This is a genomic window from Chromobacterium violaceum ATCC 12472, assembly GCF_000007705.1.
In the GTDB taxonomy this organism is placed as follows: domain Bacteria; phylum Pseudomonadota; class Gammaproteobacteria; order Burkholderiales; family Chromobacteriaceae; genus Chromobacterium; species Chromobacterium violaceum.
Map to the genome: position 1 here is coordinate 2,628,501 of NC_005085.1, position 19,517 is coordinate 2,648,017.

At 65.5% G+C, this 19,517-nt stretch carries 18 protein-coding genes; 9 read left to right on the top strand and 9 right to left on the bottom strand.

Annotated features, from left to right (window positions below):
• Positions 1–13 precede the first annotated feature (13 nt).
• Positions 14–1,183, bottom strand: coding sequence for an RHS repeat-associated core domain-containing protein (locus CV_RS11945; protein WP_011135990.1), 1,170 nt, complete (start codon positions 1,181–1,183; stop codon positions 14–16).
• 165 nt (positions 1,184–1,348) lie between these two features.
• Here CV_RS11945 and CV_RS11950 point away from each other — a divergent pair, with 165 nt between their 5' ends.
• Positions 1,349–1,684: a cupin domain-containing protein gene (locus CV_RS11950; RefSeq protein WP_043596173.1), complete on the top strand. Its 336-nt coding sequence runs from the start codon at positions 1,349–1,351 to the stop codon at positions 1,682–1,684.
• 19 nt (positions 1,685–1,703) lie between these two features.
• On the opposite strand, the gene CV_RS11955 is transcribed toward CV_RS11950, so the two are convergent.
• Entirely contained in the window at positions 1,704–2,597 is an 894-nt protein-coding gene (locus tag CV_RS11955; RefSeq protein ID WP_158303317.1) for a CHAD domain-containing protein, read from the bottom strand.
• Positions 2,598–2,964: 367 nt separating this feature from the next.
• On the opposite strand from CV_RS11955, the gene CV_RS11960 reads away from it, so the two are divergent.
• From CV_RS11960 to CV_RS11990, 7 genes are read left to right on the top strand one after another with little or no spacing between them, the layout of a single operon-like run.
• Positions 2,965–3,936 (top strand): 3-oxoacyl-[acyl-carrier-protein] synthase III C-terminal domain-containing protein, encoded by a 972-nt coding sequence (locus CV_RS11960; protein WP_011135993.1) that lies wholly within the window; start codon positions 2,965–2,967, stop codon positions 3,934–3,936.
• Positions 3,924–4,943 (top strand): NAD-dependent epimerase/dehydratase family protein, encoded by a 1,020-nt coding sequence (locus CV_RS11965; RefSeq protein ID WP_043596175.1) that lies wholly within the window; start codon positions 3,924–3,926, stop codon positions 4,941–4,943. Before CV_RS11960 ends, CV_RS11965 begins: the two co-directional genes overlap by 13 nt.
• The gene (locus CV_RS11970) at positions 4,936–5,745 is read left to right on the top strand and encodes an MBL fold metallo-hydrolase (RefSeq protein ID WP_043596178.1); all 810 of its coding nucleotides are present in this window, start codon (positions 4,936–4,938) and stop codon (positions 5,743–5,745) included. Before CV_RS11965 ends, CV_RS11970 begins: the two co-directional genes overlap by 8 nt.
• Positions 5,739–7,028, top strand: coding sequence for a F390 synthetase-related protein (locus CV_RS11975; protein WP_011135996.1), 1,290 nt, complete (start codon positions 5,739–5,741; stop codon positions 7,026–7,028). The genes CV_RS11970 and CV_RS11975 overlap by 7 nt, the downstream gene beginning before the upstream one ends.
• Positions 7,025–7,648: a phosphatase PAP2 family protein gene (locus CV_RS11980; protein ID WP_011135997.1), complete on the top strand. Its 624-nt coding sequence runs from the start codon at positions 7,025–7,027 to the stop codon at positions 7,646–7,648. Before CV_RS11975 ends, CV_RS11980 begins: the two co-directional genes overlap by 4 nt.
• Positions 7,645–8,742: a sterol desaturase family protein gene (locus tag CV_RS11985; RefSeq protein WP_043596180.1), complete on the top strand. Its 1,098-nt coding sequence runs from the start codon at positions 7,645–7,647 to the stop codon at positions 8,740–8,742. Before CV_RS11980 ends, CV_RS11985 begins: the two co-directional genes overlap by 4 nt.
• The gene (locus tag CV_RS11990; RefSeq protein WP_011135999.1) at positions 8,730–9,803 is read left to right on the top strand and encodes an acyl-CoA desaturase; all 1,074 of its coding nucleotides are present in this window, start codon (positions 8,730–8,732) and stop codon (positions 9,801–9,803) included. Before CV_RS11985 ends, CV_RS11990 begins: the two co-directional genes overlap by 13 nt.
• A gap of 185 nt (positions 9,804–9,988) precedes the next feature.
• Here CV_RS11990 and CV_RS11995 read toward each other — a convergent pair whose 3' ends face one another.
• The 3 genes from CV_RS11995 to CV_RS12005 all read right to left on the bottom strand — a co-directional run bounded on the left by CV_RS11995 (position 9,989) and on the right by CV_RS12005 (position 13,734).
• On the bottom strand, positions 9,989–10,696 hold the full coding sequence (locus CV_RS11995) for a hypothetical protein (protein ID WP_052262998.1): 708 nt from the start codon (positions 10,694–10,696) through the stop codon (positions 9,989–9,991).
• 387 nt (positions 10,697–11,083) lie between these two features.
• Entirely contained in the window at positions 11,084–12,295 is a 1,212-nt protein-coding gene (locus CV_RS12000; protein WP_011136001.1) for a M24 family metallopeptidase, read from the bottom strand.
• Positions 12,296–12,360: 65 nt separating this feature from the next.
• On the bottom strand, positions 12,361–13,734 hold the full coding sequence (locus CV_RS12005) for an MATE family efflux transporter (RefSeq protein ID WP_052278823.1): 1,374 nt from the start codon (positions 13,732–13,734) through the stop codon (positions 12,361–12,363).
• 110 nt (positions 13,735–13,844) lie between these two features.
• Here CV_RS12005 and CV_RS12010 point away from each other — a divergent pair, with 110 nt between their 5' ends.
• A complete protein-coding gene (locus tag CV_RS12010; RefSeq protein ID WP_011136003.1) occupies positions 13,845–14,456 on the top strand; it encodes a TetR family transcriptional regulator in 612 nt (203 codons plus the stop codon).
• Between the two features lie 6 nt (positions 14,457–14,462).
• Here CV_RS12010 and CV_RS12015 read toward each other — a convergent pair whose 3' ends face one another.
• From CV_RS12015 to hlyD, 4 genes are read right to left on the bottom strand one after another with little or no spacing between them, the layout of a single operon-like run.
• On the bottom strand, positions 14,463–15,554 hold the full coding sequence (locus tag CV_RS12015) for an ABC transporter permease (protein WP_011136004.1): 1,092 nt from the start codon (positions 15,552–15,554) through the stop codon (positions 14,463–14,465).
• Between the two features lie 4 nt (positions 15,555–15,558).
• Positions 15,559–16,671 carry an ABC transporter permease gene (locus CV_RS12020; protein ID WP_011136005.1) on the bottom strand — a complete coding sequence of 371 codons (1,113 nt, stop codon included), beginning with the start codon at positions 16,669–16,671 and terminating at the stop codon, positions 15,559–15,561.
• Entirely contained in the window at positions 16,668–18,386 is a 1,719-nt protein-coding gene (locus CV_RS12025) for an ATP-binding cassette domain-containing protein (protein WP_043596182.1), read from the bottom strand. Before CV_RS12025 ends, CV_RS12020 begins: the two co-directional genes overlap by 4 nt.
• The gene (hlyD, locus tag CV_RS12030; RefSeq protein WP_011136007.1) at positions 18,383–19,363 is read right to left on the bottom strand and encodes a secretion protein HlyD; all 981 of its coding nucleotides are present in this window, start codon (positions 19,361–19,363) and stop codon (positions 18,383–18,385) included. Before hlyD ends, CV_RS12025 begins: the two co-directional genes overlap by 4 nt.
• Positions 19,364–19,517 lie beyond the last annotated feature (154 nt).

Sequence of the window (19,517 nt, forward strand, 5' to 3'; positions counted from 1 at the left end):
CTTGCCGGGAAAACTAGGCCAGTCCACCCCAAGCCGGCGGGGGATATCCCTCCGTCTGCTCTATGATCTCTCTCTGGGCTGGCGACCGCCTGAATGAAACAGGATTGCCATGCGCGATACGGAAAAACTCCAGATCCGCGAAAATATTGACGCCCTCGATGATCGCCTGGTCAGGGTATCGCTCCACGGCTTGAGCAAAACGTATCCGCGCCTCGGCGTCTGGAAAATTACGCACCTCCGCGGATATCCGCCTGAGCGCAGCAACGGCATGCCCCTGAACGGTCACCTCTCCTCGAAAACCAGTAACGGTTTGCATTGAATTTATCGGCAAATCTCCGGCGACTGGCAAATTTCTCACAAATGCCCGCGCCAGATTTACCGAGTTGCAGGTTATAAACCTGATAGCATCGTAATCTGCCAGATCCACGCCTACGGCGTCGAGAAGTTCGAGCAGTGTGCGGGCATTGAATGTTCGTCCATTTATGAAGATGAGATCGGGATTCCTCCCATGCGCCCAGATGTTCAGCCGCAATCCATTCTGAAAATGATCTTCGAATACTACAGACATCATCGAGTCGGGATTCGCCCCTCTTCTCGCCGTACGGCCAAGCGCGGCAACGAACCTGAATTCGCTATCCAGATCCATCACCATGGAATCGCTGGCTTTCCCTGACTGCCTGAGGGCTCGGTGTCCTGTGGAGACCAGTCCCGCACCCAGTGACAGCATCCCCGCGGATAGCGACACCCATCCCAAGACAGATGACGCTGTCGGATGGCTCGCGCCAACCGTCTCGCTCGCGATTGCCGCCGCATCCGCCACCACGGCGGCTCCGCCTATCGCCAACGATGCGGCAGAGGCGCTTTCCAGCGCAGAGATCATGCCGCCGGCGGCGGCAATCGAGCTGCCTGCGGTATAGGCCGCCAGCGCCAAACCTGCCGCGGCCAAGCCAATCCCCGCCCAGGCTTGCCAGCTCAGATGCCCAGAGGGGTCGGCCCGATTGACCGGGTCTCCGCTGCAATAGGCGTAGGAATTGATCCCGCCGGCGCCAAATGGACTCAGACTGTCCGGGCAATGAAAACGCATCAATGCCGGACTGTAGGCTCGGCAACCCTTTCCGAGGAGAGCGAATCCGCGTGCCGGGTCAAGGCGCTCCCCATTAAACCCCAATACACCACGGCTCATGATTTCCCCCTGCAAGCAAAACCGCAATCAGCGATCGCACTATTCATGACCCCGCCAGACCCGGCTGCGAGTCATGAGTAAAATCAGATATTTCCGCCGATAAAAGACCCGACTGGCGGACTATCCTGCGTTCAGTAGAATGCATCCCAGGGGAGCGACAAGGCCATGCTGATCATGAAAAACAATCTGTTCGACCATATTCCCGGCGAGCTCCCAGAGGAGTGGTGCCAGGAAATTCTTTCTGGCGGCCAGGGGTTTCGCATGGAACGCATCGTGTCAAACGGACATTGTTCGCCGGATGGCTTCTGGTATGACCAGAATGAGCATGAATGGGTGTCGCTGCTATCCGGCGCCGCGATATTGGAATTCGCCGAACCAGATCAGCAGATGCGGCTGGAGCCTGGCGATGCGGTCATGATCCCGGCCCATCGCCGCCACAGGGTCGCGTGGACCGATCCCGAACAGCGCAGCGTATGGCTGGCGGTATTTTTTCCGGCATGACGCGCCGGTCGCATGGGTTTCAAGACCGGTGTTCGGCTGAAAGCAAGCTTTCTTCCGCGAGCCGGATCCGCCGGCCCAATATTTGCTCCAATCGCTCAGGCATGTCTTCCGGAGCGAGATGCCGGAGCAACCACTCCCGGCCGATGATGGCATCGTTATAATCGCCCAAGCGCCGCTGCAAAGCCTGCAGCTTGCCGAGCAGGCGCTTGTCGTTCCGGCTCAATCGCAGATCGGTGAAAAACTCGGCCGCATAGCGCAGTTTTTTGCCCTGTTTTCGCAATTCGTGCCATTGCCCGATCGAATGTCTGGATTTCGCCTGCAGTTCGCAAACGGTTTTGCGCTGCCGCTTCAGCGACTGGTTTGCCAGCACTGGCAACGCAGGCTGCCGGCACGCCGGCAGCCTGGCCAGGCCATTCAGCAATCCAGGAGGCAGCGCGGTCCAGCGCCTAGACGCCAGTGCTACGCGGCAAGCGGCGCGGCTGTCCTGGCGGGCCGCGCTCAACGCGGCCGCGGCAGGCGCCAGGCTGGCGTCCCGCAGCTCGGCCTGGAGGGCGGGAAGCGTTTCCAGCGCCAGCACATCCAGGTCGCGCGCTTTGCCGAGTATGCCGGCCAGCCATTTCAAGTCGCCCGATACAGCTTTCCATTTCCGTCCCCGAACCAGGGGCGAGAATATGGCAAGCGCGGTTCTCAGCCGGCGGATCGCCACGCGGGCCTGGTGGACGGGCTCGGCCTCGTTCCCTTCGCAAATGGCTGGCGTATTGGCCAAAAGGTGCCGCAGACATTCCAGCGCGATGCGCTTCAGCGCCTGATCGCATCCCATGTCCGCCTGCAGGCGCGGAATGCGCGCCTGGGTACGATCAGCGGACAAATGAGATGGCGAGCGCTGCTGACGCAATGAGCGGCCTTTTGCCATGGCTCTCTCTCGACTCATCGGCGATTATCGTGAGCTGAGTATGCGCGGATCGGATGGATCATGCGAGTCTTCAGCGCAACACAGGCCTGTCCTCATTCCGACCAATGAGCATTTCTCACGACGCGGTCTATTTTCCGGCCGCGCCGCAATGTTTTTTCACGTCTTGCGGTAGCGAAAAAAACAGCATTTCTCTTCATGGCAAACCAGCAACTGTCCTAATTGACAGTCATGCTTCAGAGTATTGCCTGGCGAAGGTTTCATCTGGGCGCGCTCCGCATGCTTGAATGATTTTTATGTGAACGGACTTGTCTGAAAATGTTCCAGTGCATGAAAATGCGGCCGAATCTGAATTGCACCTTGAGCCTGAATGAATTTGATTGCAACCGGCAAAGCACTGCCGAGCCATCCCGTCACCGCTGACGATCTTGACATCAAGCTTGGCTGCCGCCGCGGCCATACCCTGAAGAAAAGCGGCGTCCACACCCGGCATTTCGCCGGCGACCACGAGTCGCAAAGCCTGCTGGGCGCCCGCGCGCTGAACGATGCTTTGGCGCGCGCGGCAATGCAAGCGTCGGAGATAGACTTGCTGATCGGCGCCTGCGGCATTCCGGAGCAGGCCTTGCCCGGCACCGCCAGCTTCATCGCCCATGCCGCCGGGCTGCCCGCCGGCCTGCCCGCTTTCGACGTCAATACCAGTTGTCTCAGCTTTCTGTCCGCGCTGCAGGTGGCGGACAGCCTGTTGCTGTCGGGCGCGTATCGCCGAATTGCCATCGTATCGGCCGACCTGGCCTCGCGCGGCCTGAACTGGGCCGATCCCGAGGCTTCGCTGATCTTCGGCGATGGGGCGGCGGCGGCCATCGTCGAGCGCTCGGCGCCGGGCCACGGCCTGAAGACTTTCAAGCTGGCCACCTATCCGGAAGGCCGCAACTTCTGCGAGATACGCGCGGGCGGCACCCAGCGCAACCCGCGCCGCGGCGTCGCGGACGGGGATTTCCTGTTCGACATGAACGGCAAGGCGGTTTTCAAGCTGGCATCGCGATTGATGCCGGACTTCCTGGATGCGTTGATGGATGCCACGCCGGGCGGACTGAACAGCATAGATTGCGTGGTGCCCCATCAGGCCAGCCACCTGGGCATGCAGCACATGGCCAAGCGCCTGGGCATCGCCGCCGGCCGCATCGTCGACATCTACGCCTCGCACGGCAACCAGGTGGCGGCCTCGCTGCCCACCGCGCTGCACGAGGCCTTTGTCGACGGCCGCGCCCGCGCCGGCAAGCGCCTGCTGATGGTGGGCACGGCGGCGGGCCTCAACCTGGGCGGGCTGGTATGGGATCTGTGACGCGGGTGCTGGTCACCGGCGCCACCGGCGGCCTGGGGCGCAATGCCGTCGCCCACTTGCTGGACAGGGGATGCGCGGTGCGCGCCACTGGGCGCAACCTGGCTGCGGGCCGCGAACTGGCGGCTGCGGGCGCGGAATTCGTCGCGCTGGATCTGGCCGCCGCGGGTGAAAGCGAGCTAGCGGACCTGATGGACGGCGTGGACGCGGTATGGCATTGCGCCGCGCTTTCCGCGCCCTGGGGACGCGAAGCCGATTTCGCCGCCGCCAACGCGCTGGCCACGGGAAAACTGCTGGATGCCGCCGGCGCGTCGCGCGCCAGCCGCTTCATCCACGTTTCCACGCCGGCGCTGTATTTCGATTTCCGCCATCGCTACAACGTGCCGGAGGCGTTCCGCCCGCGCCGCTTCGTCAACGCCTATGCCCGCACCAAGGCGCAGGCCGAGGACAAGGTGCAGGAGGCGACGCGCGCCTATCCCGCGCTGCGGACCACCATTTTGCGGCCGAGGGCCATTTTCGGAGAGCACGATCAGGTGCTGATGCCCAGGCTGGCGCGCATGCTGAGCCGGCGCGGCGGGCGCCTGCCGCTGCCGCGCGGCGGCGCGGCGACGCTGGATCTGACCTATGTCGGCAACGTGGTTCACGCGATGTGGCTGGCCACCTCGCATCCAGACCTCGCCAGCGGATTGGCGTTCAACATCACCAACCAGCAGCCTGTCATGCTGCGCGACGCGCTGACGCGGGTGTTCGTCCAGGAGCTGGGCCAGCCGCTGCGCATCGTCACCCTGCCCTACCCCTTGCTGAGCGCGGCCAGCCGACTGGCGCAGCTGTGGGCTGCGGTCACCGGCAGGGAACCGGCATTGACGCCTTACAGCCTGGGCGCGATTCATTTCGACATGACGCTGGACAACACCCAGGCCCGCGAGGTGCTGGGCTATCTGCCGCCGTACAGCCTGGACCAAGGCCTGGCGCGCACCGCGCGCTGGCTGCGGGAGCGCGGGCATGGCTAACGTCACCGCCTTCAGCGTCGGGCATTGCACCCACCCCGCCTGCATGGCGCTCAAGGGCGCGGGGCTGGCCAGCCGCTGCTTCCCGTCGCGCGCCTACCTGATCGAAACCCGAAATCGCTTGCTGCTGTGGGACACCGGCTATTCCGAGCATTTCTTCGATGCCAGCCGCCGCGGCGCCTACCGGCTGTATCCGTTGGTGACGCCGGTGCATTTCGACGATGCCCGTTCGCTGCGCGAGCAGCTGCGCGCCCACGGAATCGGGCCAAACGATATACACACATTATTGCTGTCGCACTTTCACGCCGACCATATCGCCGGCCTGCGCGACTTTCCCCGCGCCCGCATCCTGGCCTCGGAGCCAGGTTGGCGCGCGGTGCGCGGGCTGAGCGGGCTGGCCGCGGTGCGGCAGGCCTTTCTACCCGGCCTGCTGCCGCCCGACATGGAAAGCCGGCTGTCCTTCGTCGAGGCCTTTGCCTTACAAGCGCTGCCAGCCGATCTGGCACCGTTCAGCCATGGCCGCGACGTCAGCGGCTGCGGCGAAGTGTTCGTGGTCGACCTGCCCGGACATGCGGCCGGCCACCTGGGGGCCTTCGTGCTGGGCGATGCGGGCTGGACGCTGCTGGCCTCGGACGCTGCGTGGTCGGAGGAAGGCTACCGGGAGATGCGCGGCCCATCGGAGCTGTCCTTTCTGGTTCAGCACAGTCGCCGGTCTTACTACGACACGCTGGCCAGGCTGCATGCGCTGCATCGCGGCGGCCGCGTGGATATCCTGTTGACCCACCAGGAGGAGACGCCGTGCTGAGGCTGATCCGCATTCTGGCAGCCTACTGGCGCGCCCGGCGGCTGCATTTCCGCGACCGCGCGGCGCTGGAACGCCACCAGGCCCGGCAGATGGGCCGTTTCCTGGCCCGTCTGCGCCGGCGCAGCCCCTATTTCGCCAAGCTGGGCGCGCTTCCCTTCGCGCAGTGGCCGCGGATGGACAAGGCCGCGATGCTCGCGCATTTCGACGACATGAACGCGGCGGGGCTGAAGCTGGACGAGGTGATGGACGCCGCGCTGCGCGCGGAGCGCAGCCGCGACTTTTCGCCCACGCTGAACGGCCATACCGTGGGCCTGTCGTCCGGCACGTCCGGCCAGCGCGGCGCTTTCGTCGTCAGCAAGAGCGAGCAGGCGCAGTGGGCCGGCATCATGCTGGCCAAGGCGCTGCCAGACGGTTTGCTGGCCGGCGAAAGGGTGGCGCTGTTCCTGCGCGCCAACAGCAATCTCTATAGCGCGGTGCGCAGCCGCTGGCTGACATTCCGCTTCTTCGACCTGTTTCAGCCGCTGGACGGACATTTGCCGCCGCTGAGCGAATACGCGCCCACCATTCTGCTGGCGCCGGCCCAGGTGCTGCGCGCGCTGGCGCTGGCCCAGTTGGACGGCCGGCTGAGGCTGTCGCCCAAGCGGGCGTATTCGATCGCCGAAGTGCTGGAGCCGCAGGACCGCGCGCTGATCGAACAGGCCTTCGGCCGCGTGCACGAGATCTACCAGGCGACCGAGGGTTTTCTCGGCAGCAGCTGCGAATACGGCACGCTGCACTTGAACGAGGAATACATCCATGTCGAGCCGGAATGGCTGGACGCGGAAAAACGCCGCTTCGTGCCGGTGATCACCGATTTCAGCCGCCTAACCCAACCCATCGTCCGCTACCGGCTGAACGACGTGCTGCAGGCGCGCGCCGAGCCCTGTCCCTGCGGGCGGGCGGCGATGGCGCTGGACGCGGTGGAGGGCCGCTGCGACGACATGCTGCGCCTGCCGGGCCGCGATGGCGGCGAGCTGACGGTGTTCGCCGACGTGATGGGGCGCGCGCTGGCGACCGCCCTCCCGCGGGAAGCCGATTACCGGCTGCGCCAGACCGGGCCGGCAGAGCTGGCGCTGGACGCCGACGTGCCGGCGGCGTCATTGCCCGCCATCCGCCGCTGCCTGGAACAAACGCTGGCCGGCCTGGGCGTGGATGCCGAGGCGCTGCGATGGACGCTGTCCAACCACGTTCCGGCCATGGACGCCACGCGCAAGCGCCGGCGCATTGTCAGGGCGTTCGCATGAGGCGCGCGCTGGATGGCTTGCCGCCCAGGCTGCGCCACCTGCTGCTGGGCTGGGCTTCAGTAGGCTGCGCGTATTCGCTGGGCAGCCTGTGGCCGCGGCGCGCGATCGTCCTGCCCGAGCTGCCCGTGGATCGCTGGATTCCCTTCGACCCGGCGGCGATCTGGCTGTACGCGTCGTTTTTCCTGATCGTGCCCGTGGCCTACCTGTTCGCTCGTCCGGAAAAGTTGGCCTGGCTGCAGCGCGCGATGCAGCTGTGCGCGCTGGCCGCGGGCGCGGTGTTCCTGCTGTGCCCGACCACCCTGGCCTACCCGCCCATCGTCGGGGATGGCTGGCATGCCGAGGCGCTGCGCGTCTTCCTGCGCTTCGACACCCCGCACAACTGCCTGCCCTCGCTGCACGGCGCGCTGACCGCCTTGTCCGCCTGGGCCTTGTGGGCCGGCCGCCGCCGGCTGCGCTCCTGGCTGGCGCTGGCGTGGGCGCTGGCCATCCTGTTCGCCGTGATCCAACTGCGCCGCCATTTGTTCATCGACCTGTCCGCCGGCGTGGCGCTGGGGCTGCTTTGCGGCCTGCTGGCGGCGCGGCCGGCAACTGTTTTCAATTTTTCTTATCAACGCACATGAACGTATTCGCCCTCACCTTCGCCGTCATGCTGGCGGTCGTGCTGCTGGAGCTGTTCGCCCTGCGCTACTGGCGCAGAGAGGCCATTCCCTGGCGCGAAATCATCTTCAACCTCAATTCCGGCCACATCGTGATGTGGGTGTTCCGCGGCGTGGAGGTGGCGGGGTTCGGCTTGCTGCTGCAATACGCCAACCTGCACCTGGTGGACCGGCTGCCGGTGTTCTGGCAGTGGGTTTTCGCATTCATCGCCTGGGACCTGAGCTTTTACTGCATGCACCGGGCCCACCATACCTGGCGCATCTTCTGGGCGGTGCACGTGGTGCACCACCAGGGCGAGCATTTCAGCCTGTCGCTGGGCATACGCAATTCCTGGTATTCCTCGCTGACCTCGTTTCTTTTCGTCGCGCCGCTGGCCGTGCTGGGCCTGCCGCTGGAGATGTTCGTCGCCGCATCGTCTTTTCATTACGCGGTGCAGCTGTACAACCATAATGCCTTCGTCGGCAAGAGCGGCTGGCTGGACCGGGTGCTGGTGACGCCGTCCAACCATCGCGTCCACCATGCGATGCATCCGGCGTACCTGAACAAGAATTTCGGCGGCACCTTCCTGATCTGGGACAAGCTGTTCGGCAGCTATCAGGCCGAGCGCGACGACATCCCGCTGCGCTACGGCGTGAGCGGCGCCTCGCCCGGCTACAATCCGTTCTGGGCCAGCAACCAGGGGCTGCTGGCCTGGACCCGGCGCCGCTTCGGCGGCGCGGAAGGGCGCGCGCCGCGCCTGCCCGCCGCCTACATCGCCACCGGCGGGATCTTGCTGTTCGGCATGGTGATCTATTACGTGGACCGGGTGGCTGGCTGGGACGCCGTCGGCAAATGGAGCGTATTCGCCTGCCTGGTAGCCGGCACCATCGCCATAGGCGGCATGTCGGATCAGCGGCGTTGGGGCTGGATGGGCTGGCTGGCGCTGACGCTGGCGATGCCGGCCCTGTGCGCAGGCCTGTTCGGCATCCGCGACGGCTGGGCGCTGTGCCTGCTGGCGCTGCTGCTGGTCCACGGTCTGGCCGGACTTCGCCTGCGGGAGGCCGCATGGGCAAACTGAGATTCCGCTCGTCGGCGCAGCTGCCGTTCCGGGTCGACCTGCAACGCGCCGCCCAAGACTATCTGGCAGAGCGCGGCGACCATCGCTTCGCAGACTGGCGGGTGGGACTGAAGGGCGCGGCGCTGGCCGCCCTCAGCCTGGGCTGCTACGCGCTGGCGCTGAGCGCGACGACGATGTGGACGTTCGCGCCGGCCTATATCGCCGCCATCGTCCTGGCCATGCTGCTGGCGATGAACAGCCTGCACGACGCCGCGCACGGCGCGCTGTTCCGCAGCGCCGCGCTCAACCGCCTGCTGACCCGCGCCGCAAGCCTGCCGATGGGCATAGACGCCGATATCTGGACCCGGCGCCACGTGCATCTGCACCACACCTACCCCAATGTCGACGGCTACGATCTGGACATCGAGCCCAATCCCTTCCTGAGGCAAACCCCATTCCAAAACTGGTCGCCGCAATTCCGCTTTCAGCACCGTTACTGGCCGCTGGTGGCGGCGCTGTCCCTGCCCTATCTGTGCTGGTATGGCGACTGGTTGGACCTGCTGGGCAAGAGCAAGCTCAGACAATACGACAGCCAGCCAATTCCCGCGGCGGGATTCCTGCTGGGCAAGCTGGGACACTTGGTCCTGCTGCTGGCGTTGCCCTGGTACTGCCTGCCGGCCGGCACGATCAGCTGGGGGGGGCTGCTGCTGTGCTACCTGGCCGGCCTGATGACGGCTTCCTGCTTCCTGGTGGCGATGATTCTGGGCACGCACTGGGCGGAAGTGGAGTTTTTCCGGCCCGAGGGCATGGAAATGCCGCACACCTGGCACGAGCACCAGTTCCTGACCTGCTGCGACTGGCTACCCAGGCCGCAGGCGCTGGGGCATTTGCTGGGCGGGCTGCATCTGCATCTCACCCATCATCTGTTCCCCGCTTACAGCCATCGCCACTATCCGGCGCTGGCGCGCATCGTTGAGGAGCTGGCATGCCGGCACGGCCTGCCCTACCGCCGCATCGGCTACCAGGGCCTCTGGCGCGCGCAGCAAAACTTCCTGCGGGCCATGGGGCGACGGCCGGATTGAATCGAGGCCTGCAAAAACCAACGCCCGCGGCGCATCGCGGGCGTTTTGTCTTCCGTCGCGGCTAAATCTTATGCCGCCAAGCGAACAGCTTGGAGAGAATCCGCCGCGTCCCTTTCCGGATGGGCGGTTGTCGCAGGCAGAGGATTTCCAGCGGGACGGCCAGGGCAAGCCCCGCCGGCTTCCTCCTAGCCGCGATTGCCGTGCGGATGCGGGGCGAACAGCTGGCTCAGCCGGTTCAGCAGCATGCGCCCGGTGGCGTGGGCCACGCAGCCCAGCGTCACCGGCACCAGCGTCAGCAGGCCATGCCCCTTGATATAGCCAGGGTTGCGGCGGATGTAGAACTGCGCCGCCTGGCTGGAACTGGCCTGCCATTGCCGACGGTCGCCGTCGTTGTCCCGCGTCTGCCAGCCGACATGCACGACGCCGGGCGTATCCGGGTCTACCGGCGTGAGGCCGAACAGACGCGCCAGCTGACCTATCACGCCGCCATAATCCAGTTCCGAGGACTGCTGCTCGCTGGGCCATACCTTGGTCGCGTATTTGTCCAGCAGCATGTAGCTGGATGGGTGGACCAGCGCGCCCAGGTAGTACACGCGGCGGCCGGGATGCGTCAACCGGTAGCCCAGCACCTGGCGGCAGACGAAGGGCGCGTTGCGGTTTTTGCCGCGGTAAGCGCGCATCAGGCCGGCTTCCATGCGGATGACGGTGGATTGCTTGCCTTCGAGTTCTTGTTCGAAGAAATGGATCGCGCAGTATCCGACGGATTGCCCGTGCATATTCTTGTGAATCAGGATGCGCGTTTCATTGGCCTTGGAATACACGACATAGTTGGCAAAATCCTCCTTGCTGACGCCATCGAATATGTCGCAATGCACCAGATATAATTCGTCCACCAGTTTTTCCCTGTCGCCGCTACTCATCAAACTTGGCGTGACGACAACGGATTTTCCCATTTCAGACATGTTAGCCCCTATTTTATTCGAATGGAAAATATCGCTTTTACTGCAAAAAATATGAATTTAATTGCAATGCAACGGCAAATATTCGATATAAATGTTAATTCAAACGTTTAATCGCCTGAAATAGGAAAAAAGGCCAGTCAAAGACTGGCCTAGTTATTTACTGGATAGTTATGTTTTGCAGAGTTAAATCTGAATTCACACCGCCAAGAGCGGCTAGCAAAACTCTGTTTTACGGCTGAAGCAAGCCGTGCCGACGCAGGCAGTACCAGCAGTACGGCAAGTTGGCGCAACGCTGGATCAGCGGTTTGCTTAGCCGCGCTAAGCGGCGACCAGTTTCCGAATGAAATAGCCCTTCATTCTCTGAGTGGGCTTGGCGGCGGCGATAATCAGCGCATCCAATTCCACCTCGGCCTGGCCAGTCAGATTGCTCCAGCCATCGTCAGTGATGGCCAGCGTGTCCGAGTGGCGATACCCGCCCTCGTCCGCTAGGTAAATGCCGGGCTCTATCGATACCACCATGCCGGCCTGCAGCACGTCCTCGCTGCCCAGGGCCAGCCAAGGCGCCTCATGGTTGCCCAGGCCCAGACCATGGCCGCAGCGGTGCAGCCGCAGCCTCCAGTCGCCGAAGCTTTCGTCGCGCAGGAAATCGTTGACCTTCTCGTCAATCTCGGCGCAGGCGGCGCCTGGCCTCAGCATGGACATCGCCAGTCTGCGCGCCTCGCTCATCAGCTGAAAACGCTCGCGCTGGCTGGCGGTGGGTGGACGGGTAAAGAAGGTGCGTTCGCATTCGGCGGTGTAGCCATCCAGACGCACCACGGAGATCACCACGTGCGGGCCATTTTTCAGCCTTTGCGACAGCTGTGGAATCGCATGCGGCTGCGCGCTCAGCGGCGCCGGCCAGGGCGCCAGCAGCACCCGGGTGCACAGGGGATCGAACGCCGGCTCGTCCCGTATGATCCGGCGAAGCAGCTGCTGGCCGGTGGCAAAGCCCTCCGCCACCGACACGCCGTCGTAAACGCCGCGCAGCAACTGATTGACACCCTCCGCCGCATAACGGCCCGCGCGCGCCAGCTTGGCGATCTCCCAAGGCGACTTGACCATGCGGATCCGCTCCAGCGCGTCGTCGGCGCGTCCACCCACCGATTGCATGAACTGGGCGAGATGCAGCGGCGCGGCGGGATCGAAGGCGAAACGGTCGTTCAACAGCGGGATCAGCGCATCCTCCCAGCGCTGCCCCGCCGGCGCCGGATATTCGCGGTAGCTGTGCACGTCGTCTTCCGACACGCCCCAGGCCTGCTTCAGGTGCGCATGCTCGAGCTGGGGCACCAGCAGCTTGCGCTTGCCGCTGGCGGCGTCCAGCAGCAGGAAGAACGGGCGCTCCAGCGGTTCATAGCTGATGCCGGACAGGTAATAAATGCTTTCCGTGCCGCTGGCGACATACTGGCTGATGCCGGCCTGCAGCAGGCGGCTGCGCAGCAGCTGGTCGCGGCGCGCCATTTCCAGATGGTGTTCCTGCTCGAAATGCGCCATATCGTCTTCCCCAATCCAGGATCCGAGATATCAATATGACATAAATCAAATCGCATTTCCCCGCATCATGCTTGCGCGGCAAGCGAACGTCCCCGCAACTGGCCGAACTGCCGCCACAACAGCAGCGCCACCGCCGTGCCCAGCAGCAGGTTCACCAGCGGCATCGCCAGCCAGACGCCATCCAAACCCATGGCCAGCGGCAGCAGGCCCAAGGCGGGCAACAGCAGCGCGGTCTTGCCCACCGTCACCCCCAGCGCCAAGCGGGTCAGCGCCATCGCCTGCAAGGCCGTGGTGCCGACGATGACCAGACCGTCCAAAGGCATGGCCAGCAGATGCAGGCGCAGCGCGCGGCTGCCCTCCTCCACCAGCGCCGCGCTGCCGTCGCTATACCAGCCGGCGATCCAGGCCGGGAACAGCTGTACCGCCGCCCATGCGGCGACGCCGATGATCAGGCCCACTTTGACGCCGTGCCGCAGCGCATCCCGCGCGCGTTCGGCCTGGCCGGCGCCTATGGCATGTCCCAGCAGCGGCTGCATGCCCACGGCCAGGCCGTGGATCACCAGGGTGAACAGGGACTCGCTGTAGCCGGCCACCGCGTAGGCGGCCACGCTCAGGTCGTTGCCCCACACCAGCAGCTGATGGTTATGGGCATACAGCAACAGCGCCAGATTGAGCTCCATCAGCAGGCTGGGCGCGCCCAGCGCCAGGATGGGCCACAAGCCCCGCCAGTCGGGCCGCAGCCGGTCCGCGCGGATGCGCAGCGAGGCGCGCGGACTGAGAAAGTAAGCCAAGGCCAGGATCAAGACCACGGCTTCCGCCAGCAAGGTGCCGATGGCCGCGCCGGCCAGCCCCTTGCCCATCACGCCGACGAACAGGTAATCCAGGCCAATGTTCAACAAGGCGCCCAGCGTCATCAGCGCGGTGGACAGCTTGGGCCGCCCGTCGTTGCGCACCAGATAGGTCAGCAGCATCGGCCCCATGGTCAGCCCGGCGCCAGCCAGCATCAGCAATAGGTAATCGCGCGCCTGCTCCGCCACCTGAGGCTGGACGTCGGCCTTCAGCCAGGCCAGCAGCAGATCGATATTGGGCAGGCCCAGCGCGGGGATCAGCGCGCTCAGCAAGAGCAGCAGCGCCAGCGCCGTCAGCAGGGTGCCGCGCGCGGCGCGCATGTCGCCGGCGCCTTGCTGGATGGCTATGCGGGTGGCGGCGCCCATGCTGATCATCGCGCCCAGCCCCACTTGCAGCATCACCAGCGGATAGGCGAGATTGATCGCGGCCAGGCCGTGGCTGCCCACGTAATGGCCGACGAAAACCCCGTCTATCACGGCGTAAAGGCCGGTCACCAGCATGCCGGCGATCGAGGGAATGGCGTAGCGCCAGAACAAGGTGGAGACGGGAAGGAGGTCCAGGTCACGGATGTGCGTATTGGTATTCTGCATATGCGCTGCGGCAAAGAGCGATGGGAAAGACCATTCTAGCATTTAATTAATCATGCATGATTGATTAAATGTTGGCAGAATGTGACCAACCATGACAAGAAAGCAGGCAGATGGCTCGCAAAACCAAGGAAGACTCGCAAAAAACCCGGGACGCGATACTGGATGGCGCGGAACGGGTGTTTTTGGACAAGGGCATCGCCAACGCCACCATGGCCGAGATCGCCGACGCGGCGCAGGTATCGCGCGGCGCGGTGTACGGTCATTACGACAACAAGCTGGAAGTGTGCCAGGCGATGATAGACCGCGCCTTCGCGCTGGACGCGCTGCGCTTCCCCGCCCCCTGCGCATCCGCTTGCGACACGCTGCTGGCGGCCGGAACTTACTACCTGGCGCAATTCCTGGAGCCCGGCTCGCCGCAACGGGTGTACCAGATCCTGTACCAGAAGTGCGAGCAGACAGAGGAAAACCGCAGCGTGCTGCGGCGCCGCGAGCTGGCGGACCGCCTGACCATGCATTACGCGCGGCGACAACTGCGGCGGGCCATCGCCCAGCAGGAACTGCCCGACCGGCTGGACGTGGGCCTGGCCGCCGACTACCTGGTCTGTCTGTTCCTGGGCCTGTACGAGCTGCTGGAGGCCAGCCCGGACGCGCTGCCGCGCTGCGAGCGCATTCTGCGCGGTGCGCTGCAAGGCTTGCCGCACGCGGCCAGCATCATGCGTTGACGACCGCTATTCGACATGGCGGCGGAAGCGCCATAGCGCCAGGCTCAGCGTGATGGCGGCGATCAGCCACAGCGGCAGCAGCCACGGCCAGGCGTCGACGAAACCGTAGCCCTTCAGGAAAGCCCCTTTCAGGATGGGAATGAAGTAGCTGAGCGGATTGATCCGCGCCAGCCATTGCAGCGCGTCCGGCATGTTCTCGATAGGCGACACGTAGCCGGACAGGATCACCGCCGGCACCATGAAGGAAAACACCCCCAGAAACGCCTGCTGCTGGGTGCGGCAGATCGATGAGATGAACAGGCCCACCCCGGCCAGCGCCAGGCCATAGCTGGCCATGCTGATCAGCAGCAGAGCGACGGAGCCGTCAAAGGGCACCCGGTAAGCCCATGCCGCGGCGACGGCGATCAATCCGCCCTGCAGCAAGGCCACCAGCACGCCCGGCACCGCCTTGCCCGCCATCACGTAGGCCGGCGTCAGCGGCGACACCAGCAACTGCTCGAAGGTGCCCTCCTCGCGCTCCCGCGCCACCGACAGGGCGGTGACGATCAGGCAGCCTATGGTGGTGATGATGGCCACCAGGCTGGGCAGCACATGCCACTGGAACTCCAGGTTGGGGTTGTACAGGTTGCGAACGGAAAGCTGCGGCCCCGGATCGGCGCGCTCCTGCCGGTAGGCGGCGACCATCTGGCCGATGTAGGCGCTGGCGATCTGTCCGCTATTGGAGCGGCGCCCATCCACGATCACTTGCAGCGATGTCGGCCGGCCGGCGGCCAGAGCCCGCGAAAAGTCCTGGGGAAACACCACGGCCAGCAGCGCGCATTGGCGGTCGATGCAGTCCCGCAGCTCCGGATAGCTGCGCATCGGCAGCATATGGTCGAAAGTGGCGCTGGCGGCCATGCGCTTCACCAGCTCCTGCGAGGCCGCGCCGGCATCCTGGTTGTACACCGCCAGGCTGGCATGCTTGACCTCCAGCGTGGCGGCGAAGGGGAAAACCAGCAATTGCAGCAGCACTGGCACCACCAGCAGCAAGCGCCCCTGGCGGTTGCCGGCCAGCGCCTGCAGTTCCTTGATGATCAGCCACAGCAGTCGTTGCCACATCGCTTCAATCCAGCGTGCGCCGCGTCTTGCGCACGGTCTGCCCCAGCCAGAACGCGCCCAGCAGGATCAGGCTGGCGGCGTTGAACCACAACAGCGATGGAATCACGCCGGCCTGGAACAGCGTTTGCAGCGTGCTGGCGAAATACCTCGCCGGCAGGATGCGCGTCAGCCATTGCAGCGGCGCCGGCATGCTGGATATCTCGAACACGAAACCCGACAACATCAGCGCCGGAAGATAGCCGGCGGTGAGCGCCGCCTGGGCGGCGTCGAACTGGGTACGCATCACCGTGGACAGAAACAGCCCCATGCCCAGCGCATTGGCCAGGAACAGCGAGGACATCAGCCACAGCAGCCATAGCGGGCCGCGGAACGGCACCCGCATCACGAACACGGCGACGAGCAGGCACAACAGCATGGCCGCGATCCCCAGCACGTAATACGGCAGGATTTTGGACAGCAGCAATTCGGCGCGGCTCACCGGCGTGGCCAGCAGCGCCTCCATGGTGCCGCGCTCCCACTCGCGCGCCACCACCAGCGAGGACAGCAGCGCGCCGACGATGGTCATCACGATGGCGATGGTGCCCGGCACCAGGAAATTGGGGCTCTCCGCGCTGGGGTTGAACCAGAAGCGCTGGCGGATGTCGATGGCTGGCGCGGCGGACTGGGCACGCTCGTCGCCCTCGGCCTGCTGCCAGCGCAGCCAGGCGCCCTGGGCATAGGCGGCGACGAAGTTGGCGGTATTCGGTTCGGCGCCGTCGGTCAGCAACTGCACCGCGCCCCGGCGGTTGGCCCAATCGCGGGAAAAACCATTTTGAATCACCAGCGCGCCGCGTATTTTGCCATGGGCCAGTTTTTCCTCCAGCTCCGGGCGGGAGTGCAGCGGCCGCACATCCAGCGCCGGCGTGGCGTACAGCGTCGCCGCCAGCCGTTGCGCCGCGCCGCCGCCGTCCAGGTCCAGCAATCCCAGCCGGATGTGGGCGGAGTCCAGATTCACCGCATAGCCCAGGATGAACAGCAGCGCCACCGGCAAGATGAAAGCGATCAGAATGCTGCTGGGATCGCGGACGATCTGATAGCTTTCCTTGCAGCACAGCGCGGCCAGGCGGCGGAGGTTCATGCGTCGGCCTCCCCCACCAGCAGGATGAAGGCGTCCTCCATGGTCGGATCGGGCAAGCCGGGGCTTTGCACACGGCTTTTGAGCGCGTCCGGCGTGTCCAGCGCCAACAGACGGCCGCGATAGACCAGCGCGATGCGATCGCAATACTCGGCCTCATCCATGAAGTGGGTGGTCACCAGCACGGTCACGCCTTTTTCCGCCAACCCGTTGATATGGGTCCAGAATTCGCGCCGGGTGACCGGATCGACGCCGGAGGTGGGCTCGTCGAGGAACAGCAGCGGCGGCTCGTGCATCACCGCGCAGGCCAGCGCTAGCCGCTGCTTGAAGCCCAATGGCAACTCGCCGGCGGGGCTGTCCATATAAGGCGACAGGCCGAACACCCGTTCCATCTGCGCCACCTTGGCGCGCTGCGTCGCGCCGGCCAGGCCGTAGACGCCGGAGAAGAACATCAGATTGCGGCGCACCGTCAGCTGCGCGTACAGCGAAAACTTCTGCGCCATATAGCCCAACTGCTGCCGGGCGGCGCTGGGGCTGGCCTTCAAGTCCAGGCCCATGACCAGCGCCTGGCCTTCGCTGGGCTTGAGCAGCCCGCACTCCATCTTGAACGTGGTGGACTTCCCGGCGCCGTTTGGCCCCAGCAGGCCGAACACTTCGCCGCGGCGCACGGAAAAGCTGATGTCGTCGGCGGCGCGGAAGTCTCCGAAGCGCTTGCCCAGCCGCCGGGCCTCGATCACCGCCTCGTCCGCCCGACTCGGCGCGTCGGGCATCACTGCGGCCAATGCCGAATCCCCCCCGGGCCCGCCTCCCAGCAGACTGATGAACGCGTCTTCCAGCCTGGGTCTGGCAACCTGCAATCTGGTGTCCGGGCCGGCCTCAGCCGCGGCGAGATCCGGCCGATGTTCGGCATCTCGCAACAGCAAACGCAGGCTGTGGCCCTGTATCGTGCCATCCATCAACGCCGGCTGGCGCAGCAGACGCTGCAGCAAGCGGCGGCGGTTGCCGGCTATGCCGGTGAGCCGCAGGCAGCGGCCGGCCAGCGGCGCGGTCAGATCGGCAGGCGAGCCGCCGGCGCGGATCCGCCCGGCGGCCATCAGGTACACCACGTCGCAGGACTCCGCCTCGTCCAGATAGGCGGTGCTGAGCAGCACGGTGATGCCGTCGGCCGACAGCGCGCGTATCAGCTTCCACAACTCGCGCCGCGAGATGGGGTCGACGCCGACGCCCGGCTCGTCCAGCAGCAGCACGCGCGGCCGGCCCAGCAGCGAACAGGCCAGGCCCAGCTTCTGCTTCATGCCGCCCGACAGCTTGCCCGCCGGGCGGGCGGTGAACGCGGCCAGGTCGGTCAAGGCCAGCAGGCGGGCGAAATCCCGCTCGCGGTCGCCGGCGGCCACCTCGCGCAAATCGGCGTACAGGTTCAGGTTCTCCTGCACAGTCAGGTCTTCGTACAAGCCGAATTTCTGCGGCATGTAGCCTATGCTCCGCCGCAACGCGTCACCCTCCGCCACCGGGTCCAGCCCGGCGACGCGCGCCTTGCCGCCGCTGGGCGTCAGCAAGCCGGCCAGCATGCGCAGCAGCGTGGTCTTGCCCGCCCCATCCGGGCCGACCAGGCCGGCGACGCAGCCGGGAGGGATGGCCAACTCCACGCCGGACACTGCGTCCGCGGCCGCGCCGGAAAAGCGTTTGCCCAGGCCTGCGGCGTGGATGGAGGCATTCACTGCGCCAGCCTTACCGTCACCGGCATGCCCTGGCCGAGCCCGGCGTCGGCGTCGCCGACCACCACGCGTATCCGGTAGACCAGCGCGGTGCGCAGATCGGCGGTTTCGACGGACTTGGGCGTGAACTCCGCGGTGGGCGAGACGAAGCCCACCACGCCGCGATAGATTTTCTCGGGGTGGCTGTCGCTGGAGACCTGCACCTCCGTCCCGGTTGCGAACTTGCCGAGCTGGCTTTCTCCGACGTAGGCGCGCACCCATACCGGCTGGCGCAGCGACAGCGTGAATGCCGGCGTGCCGGCCTGGACCATGCTGCCAGCCTCCACCGCGCGGGCGAGGATGATGCCGGCGCTGGGGGACTGCAGGCTGGCGTCCTTGAGCGCCAGGCGCGCGGCGGCGACATTGGCCCGCGCCTGCTTCAGCTGGGCGTCGGACTCGGCGATTTCCTCGGGACGGAAGCCGGCGGCGAGCGCCTTCAGCTGCTGGATGGCGGCATCGCGCTGGGCCACGGACTGGTCGCGTTGCGAGCGGGCGGCCTCCAACGACTGCCGGCTGCTGCCGCCGGCCGGCACCAGGTCGCGCTGGCGCTTGTATTCGCTGTCGGCCTGGACGACTGCGGCCTGGGCCGCATACAGCCGGGAGCGCGCCTGGGCGATGTCCTCGCTACGGTTGCCCTTGCGCATCAGCGCATTGCGCGCCGCGCTGGCCGCCTCGTTGGCCAGCGCGGCGTTCAGGTTGTTCTTCAATGGCTCGACGTCGAGCCTGGCGAGAATCTGCCCCGGCTGCACACTGTCGCCCTCGTCCACCTGGACCGAGGACAATCTGCCGGAGACGCGAAAGGCCAGCACCACCTCGCGGATGTCGACATTGCCGTAAAGCGTGCCCTGGCGCGCCGCCTCCGCCTGCCGCTGGTAAAGGTAATAGCCGCCTGCCAGCGAGGCGGCCAGCAACAGCGCCGCGGGAATCATCCATTTTTTCATTATGCCCCCGTTTCGGCCGGCATCACTCACCCGGCCCGCCGCCGCGCCGGAATCAGGCCGCGGCGGCCATGGGGTAGCATACCGCACCGAATCGAAGCCCATGTCATCCAATGATGGCATTCGATGCCGGAACACGGCGGCGCGCCGGCCCGCG

Coding starts and splice junctions, on each gene's coding strand:
- CV_RS11945 (WP_011135990.1), bottom strand. CDS start 1,183: ATGAGCCGTGGTGTATTGGGGTTTAATGGGGAGCGCCTTGACCCGGCA.
- CV_RS11950 (WP_043596173.1), top strand. CDS start 1,349: ATGCTGATCATGAAAAACAATCTGTTCGACCATATTCCCGGCGAGCTC.
- CV_RS11955 (WP_158303317.1), bottom strand. CDS start 2,597: ATGGCAAAAGGCCGCTCATTGCGTCAGCAGCGCTCGCCATCTCATTTG.
- CV_RS11960 (WP_011135993.1), top strand. CDS start 2,965: ATGAATTTGATTGCAACCGGCAAAGCACTGCCGAGCCATCCCGTCACC.
- CV_RS11965 (WP_043596175.1), top strand. CDS start 3,924: ATGGGATCTGTGACGCGGGTGCTGGTCACCGGCGCCACCGGCGGCCTG.
- CV_RS11970 (WP_043596178.1), top strand. CDS start 4,936: ATGGCTAACGTCACCGCCTTCAGCGTCGGGCATTGCACCCACCCCGCC.
- CV_RS11980 (WP_011135997.1), top strand. CDS start 7,025: ATGAGGCGCGCGCTGGATGGCTTGCCGCCCAGGCTGCGCCACCTGCTG.
- CV_RS11985 (WP_043596180.1), top strand. CDS start 7,645: ATGAACGTATTCGCCCTCACCTTCGCCGTCATGCTGGCGGTCGTGCTG.
- CV_RS11990 (WP_011135999.1), top strand. CDS start 8,730: ATGGGCAAACTGAGATTCCGCTCGTCGGCGCAGCTGCCGTTCCGGGTC.
- CV_RS12000 (WP_011136001.1), bottom strand. CDS start 12,295: ATGGCGCATTTCGAGCAGGAACACCATCTGGAAATGGCGCGCCGCGAC.
- CV_RS12005 (WP_052278823.1), bottom strand. CDS start 13,734: ATGCAGAATACCAATACGCACATCCGTGACCTGGACCTCCTTCCCGTC.
- CV_RS12010 (WP_011136003.1), top strand. CDS start 13,845: ATGGCTCGCAAAACCAAGGAAGACTCGCAAAAAACCCGGGACGCGATA.
- CV_RS12015 (WP_011136004.1), bottom strand. CDS start 15,554: ATGTGGCAACGACTGCTGTGGCTGATCATCAAGGAACTGCAGGCGCTG.
- CV_RS12020 (WP_011136005.1), bottom strand. CDS start 16,671: ATGAACCTCCGCCGCCTGGCCGCGCTGTGCTGCAAGGAAAGCTATCAG.
- hlyD (WP_011136007.1), bottom strand. CDS start 19,363: ATGAAAAAATGGATGATTCCCGCGGCGCTGTTGCTGGCCGCCTCGCTG.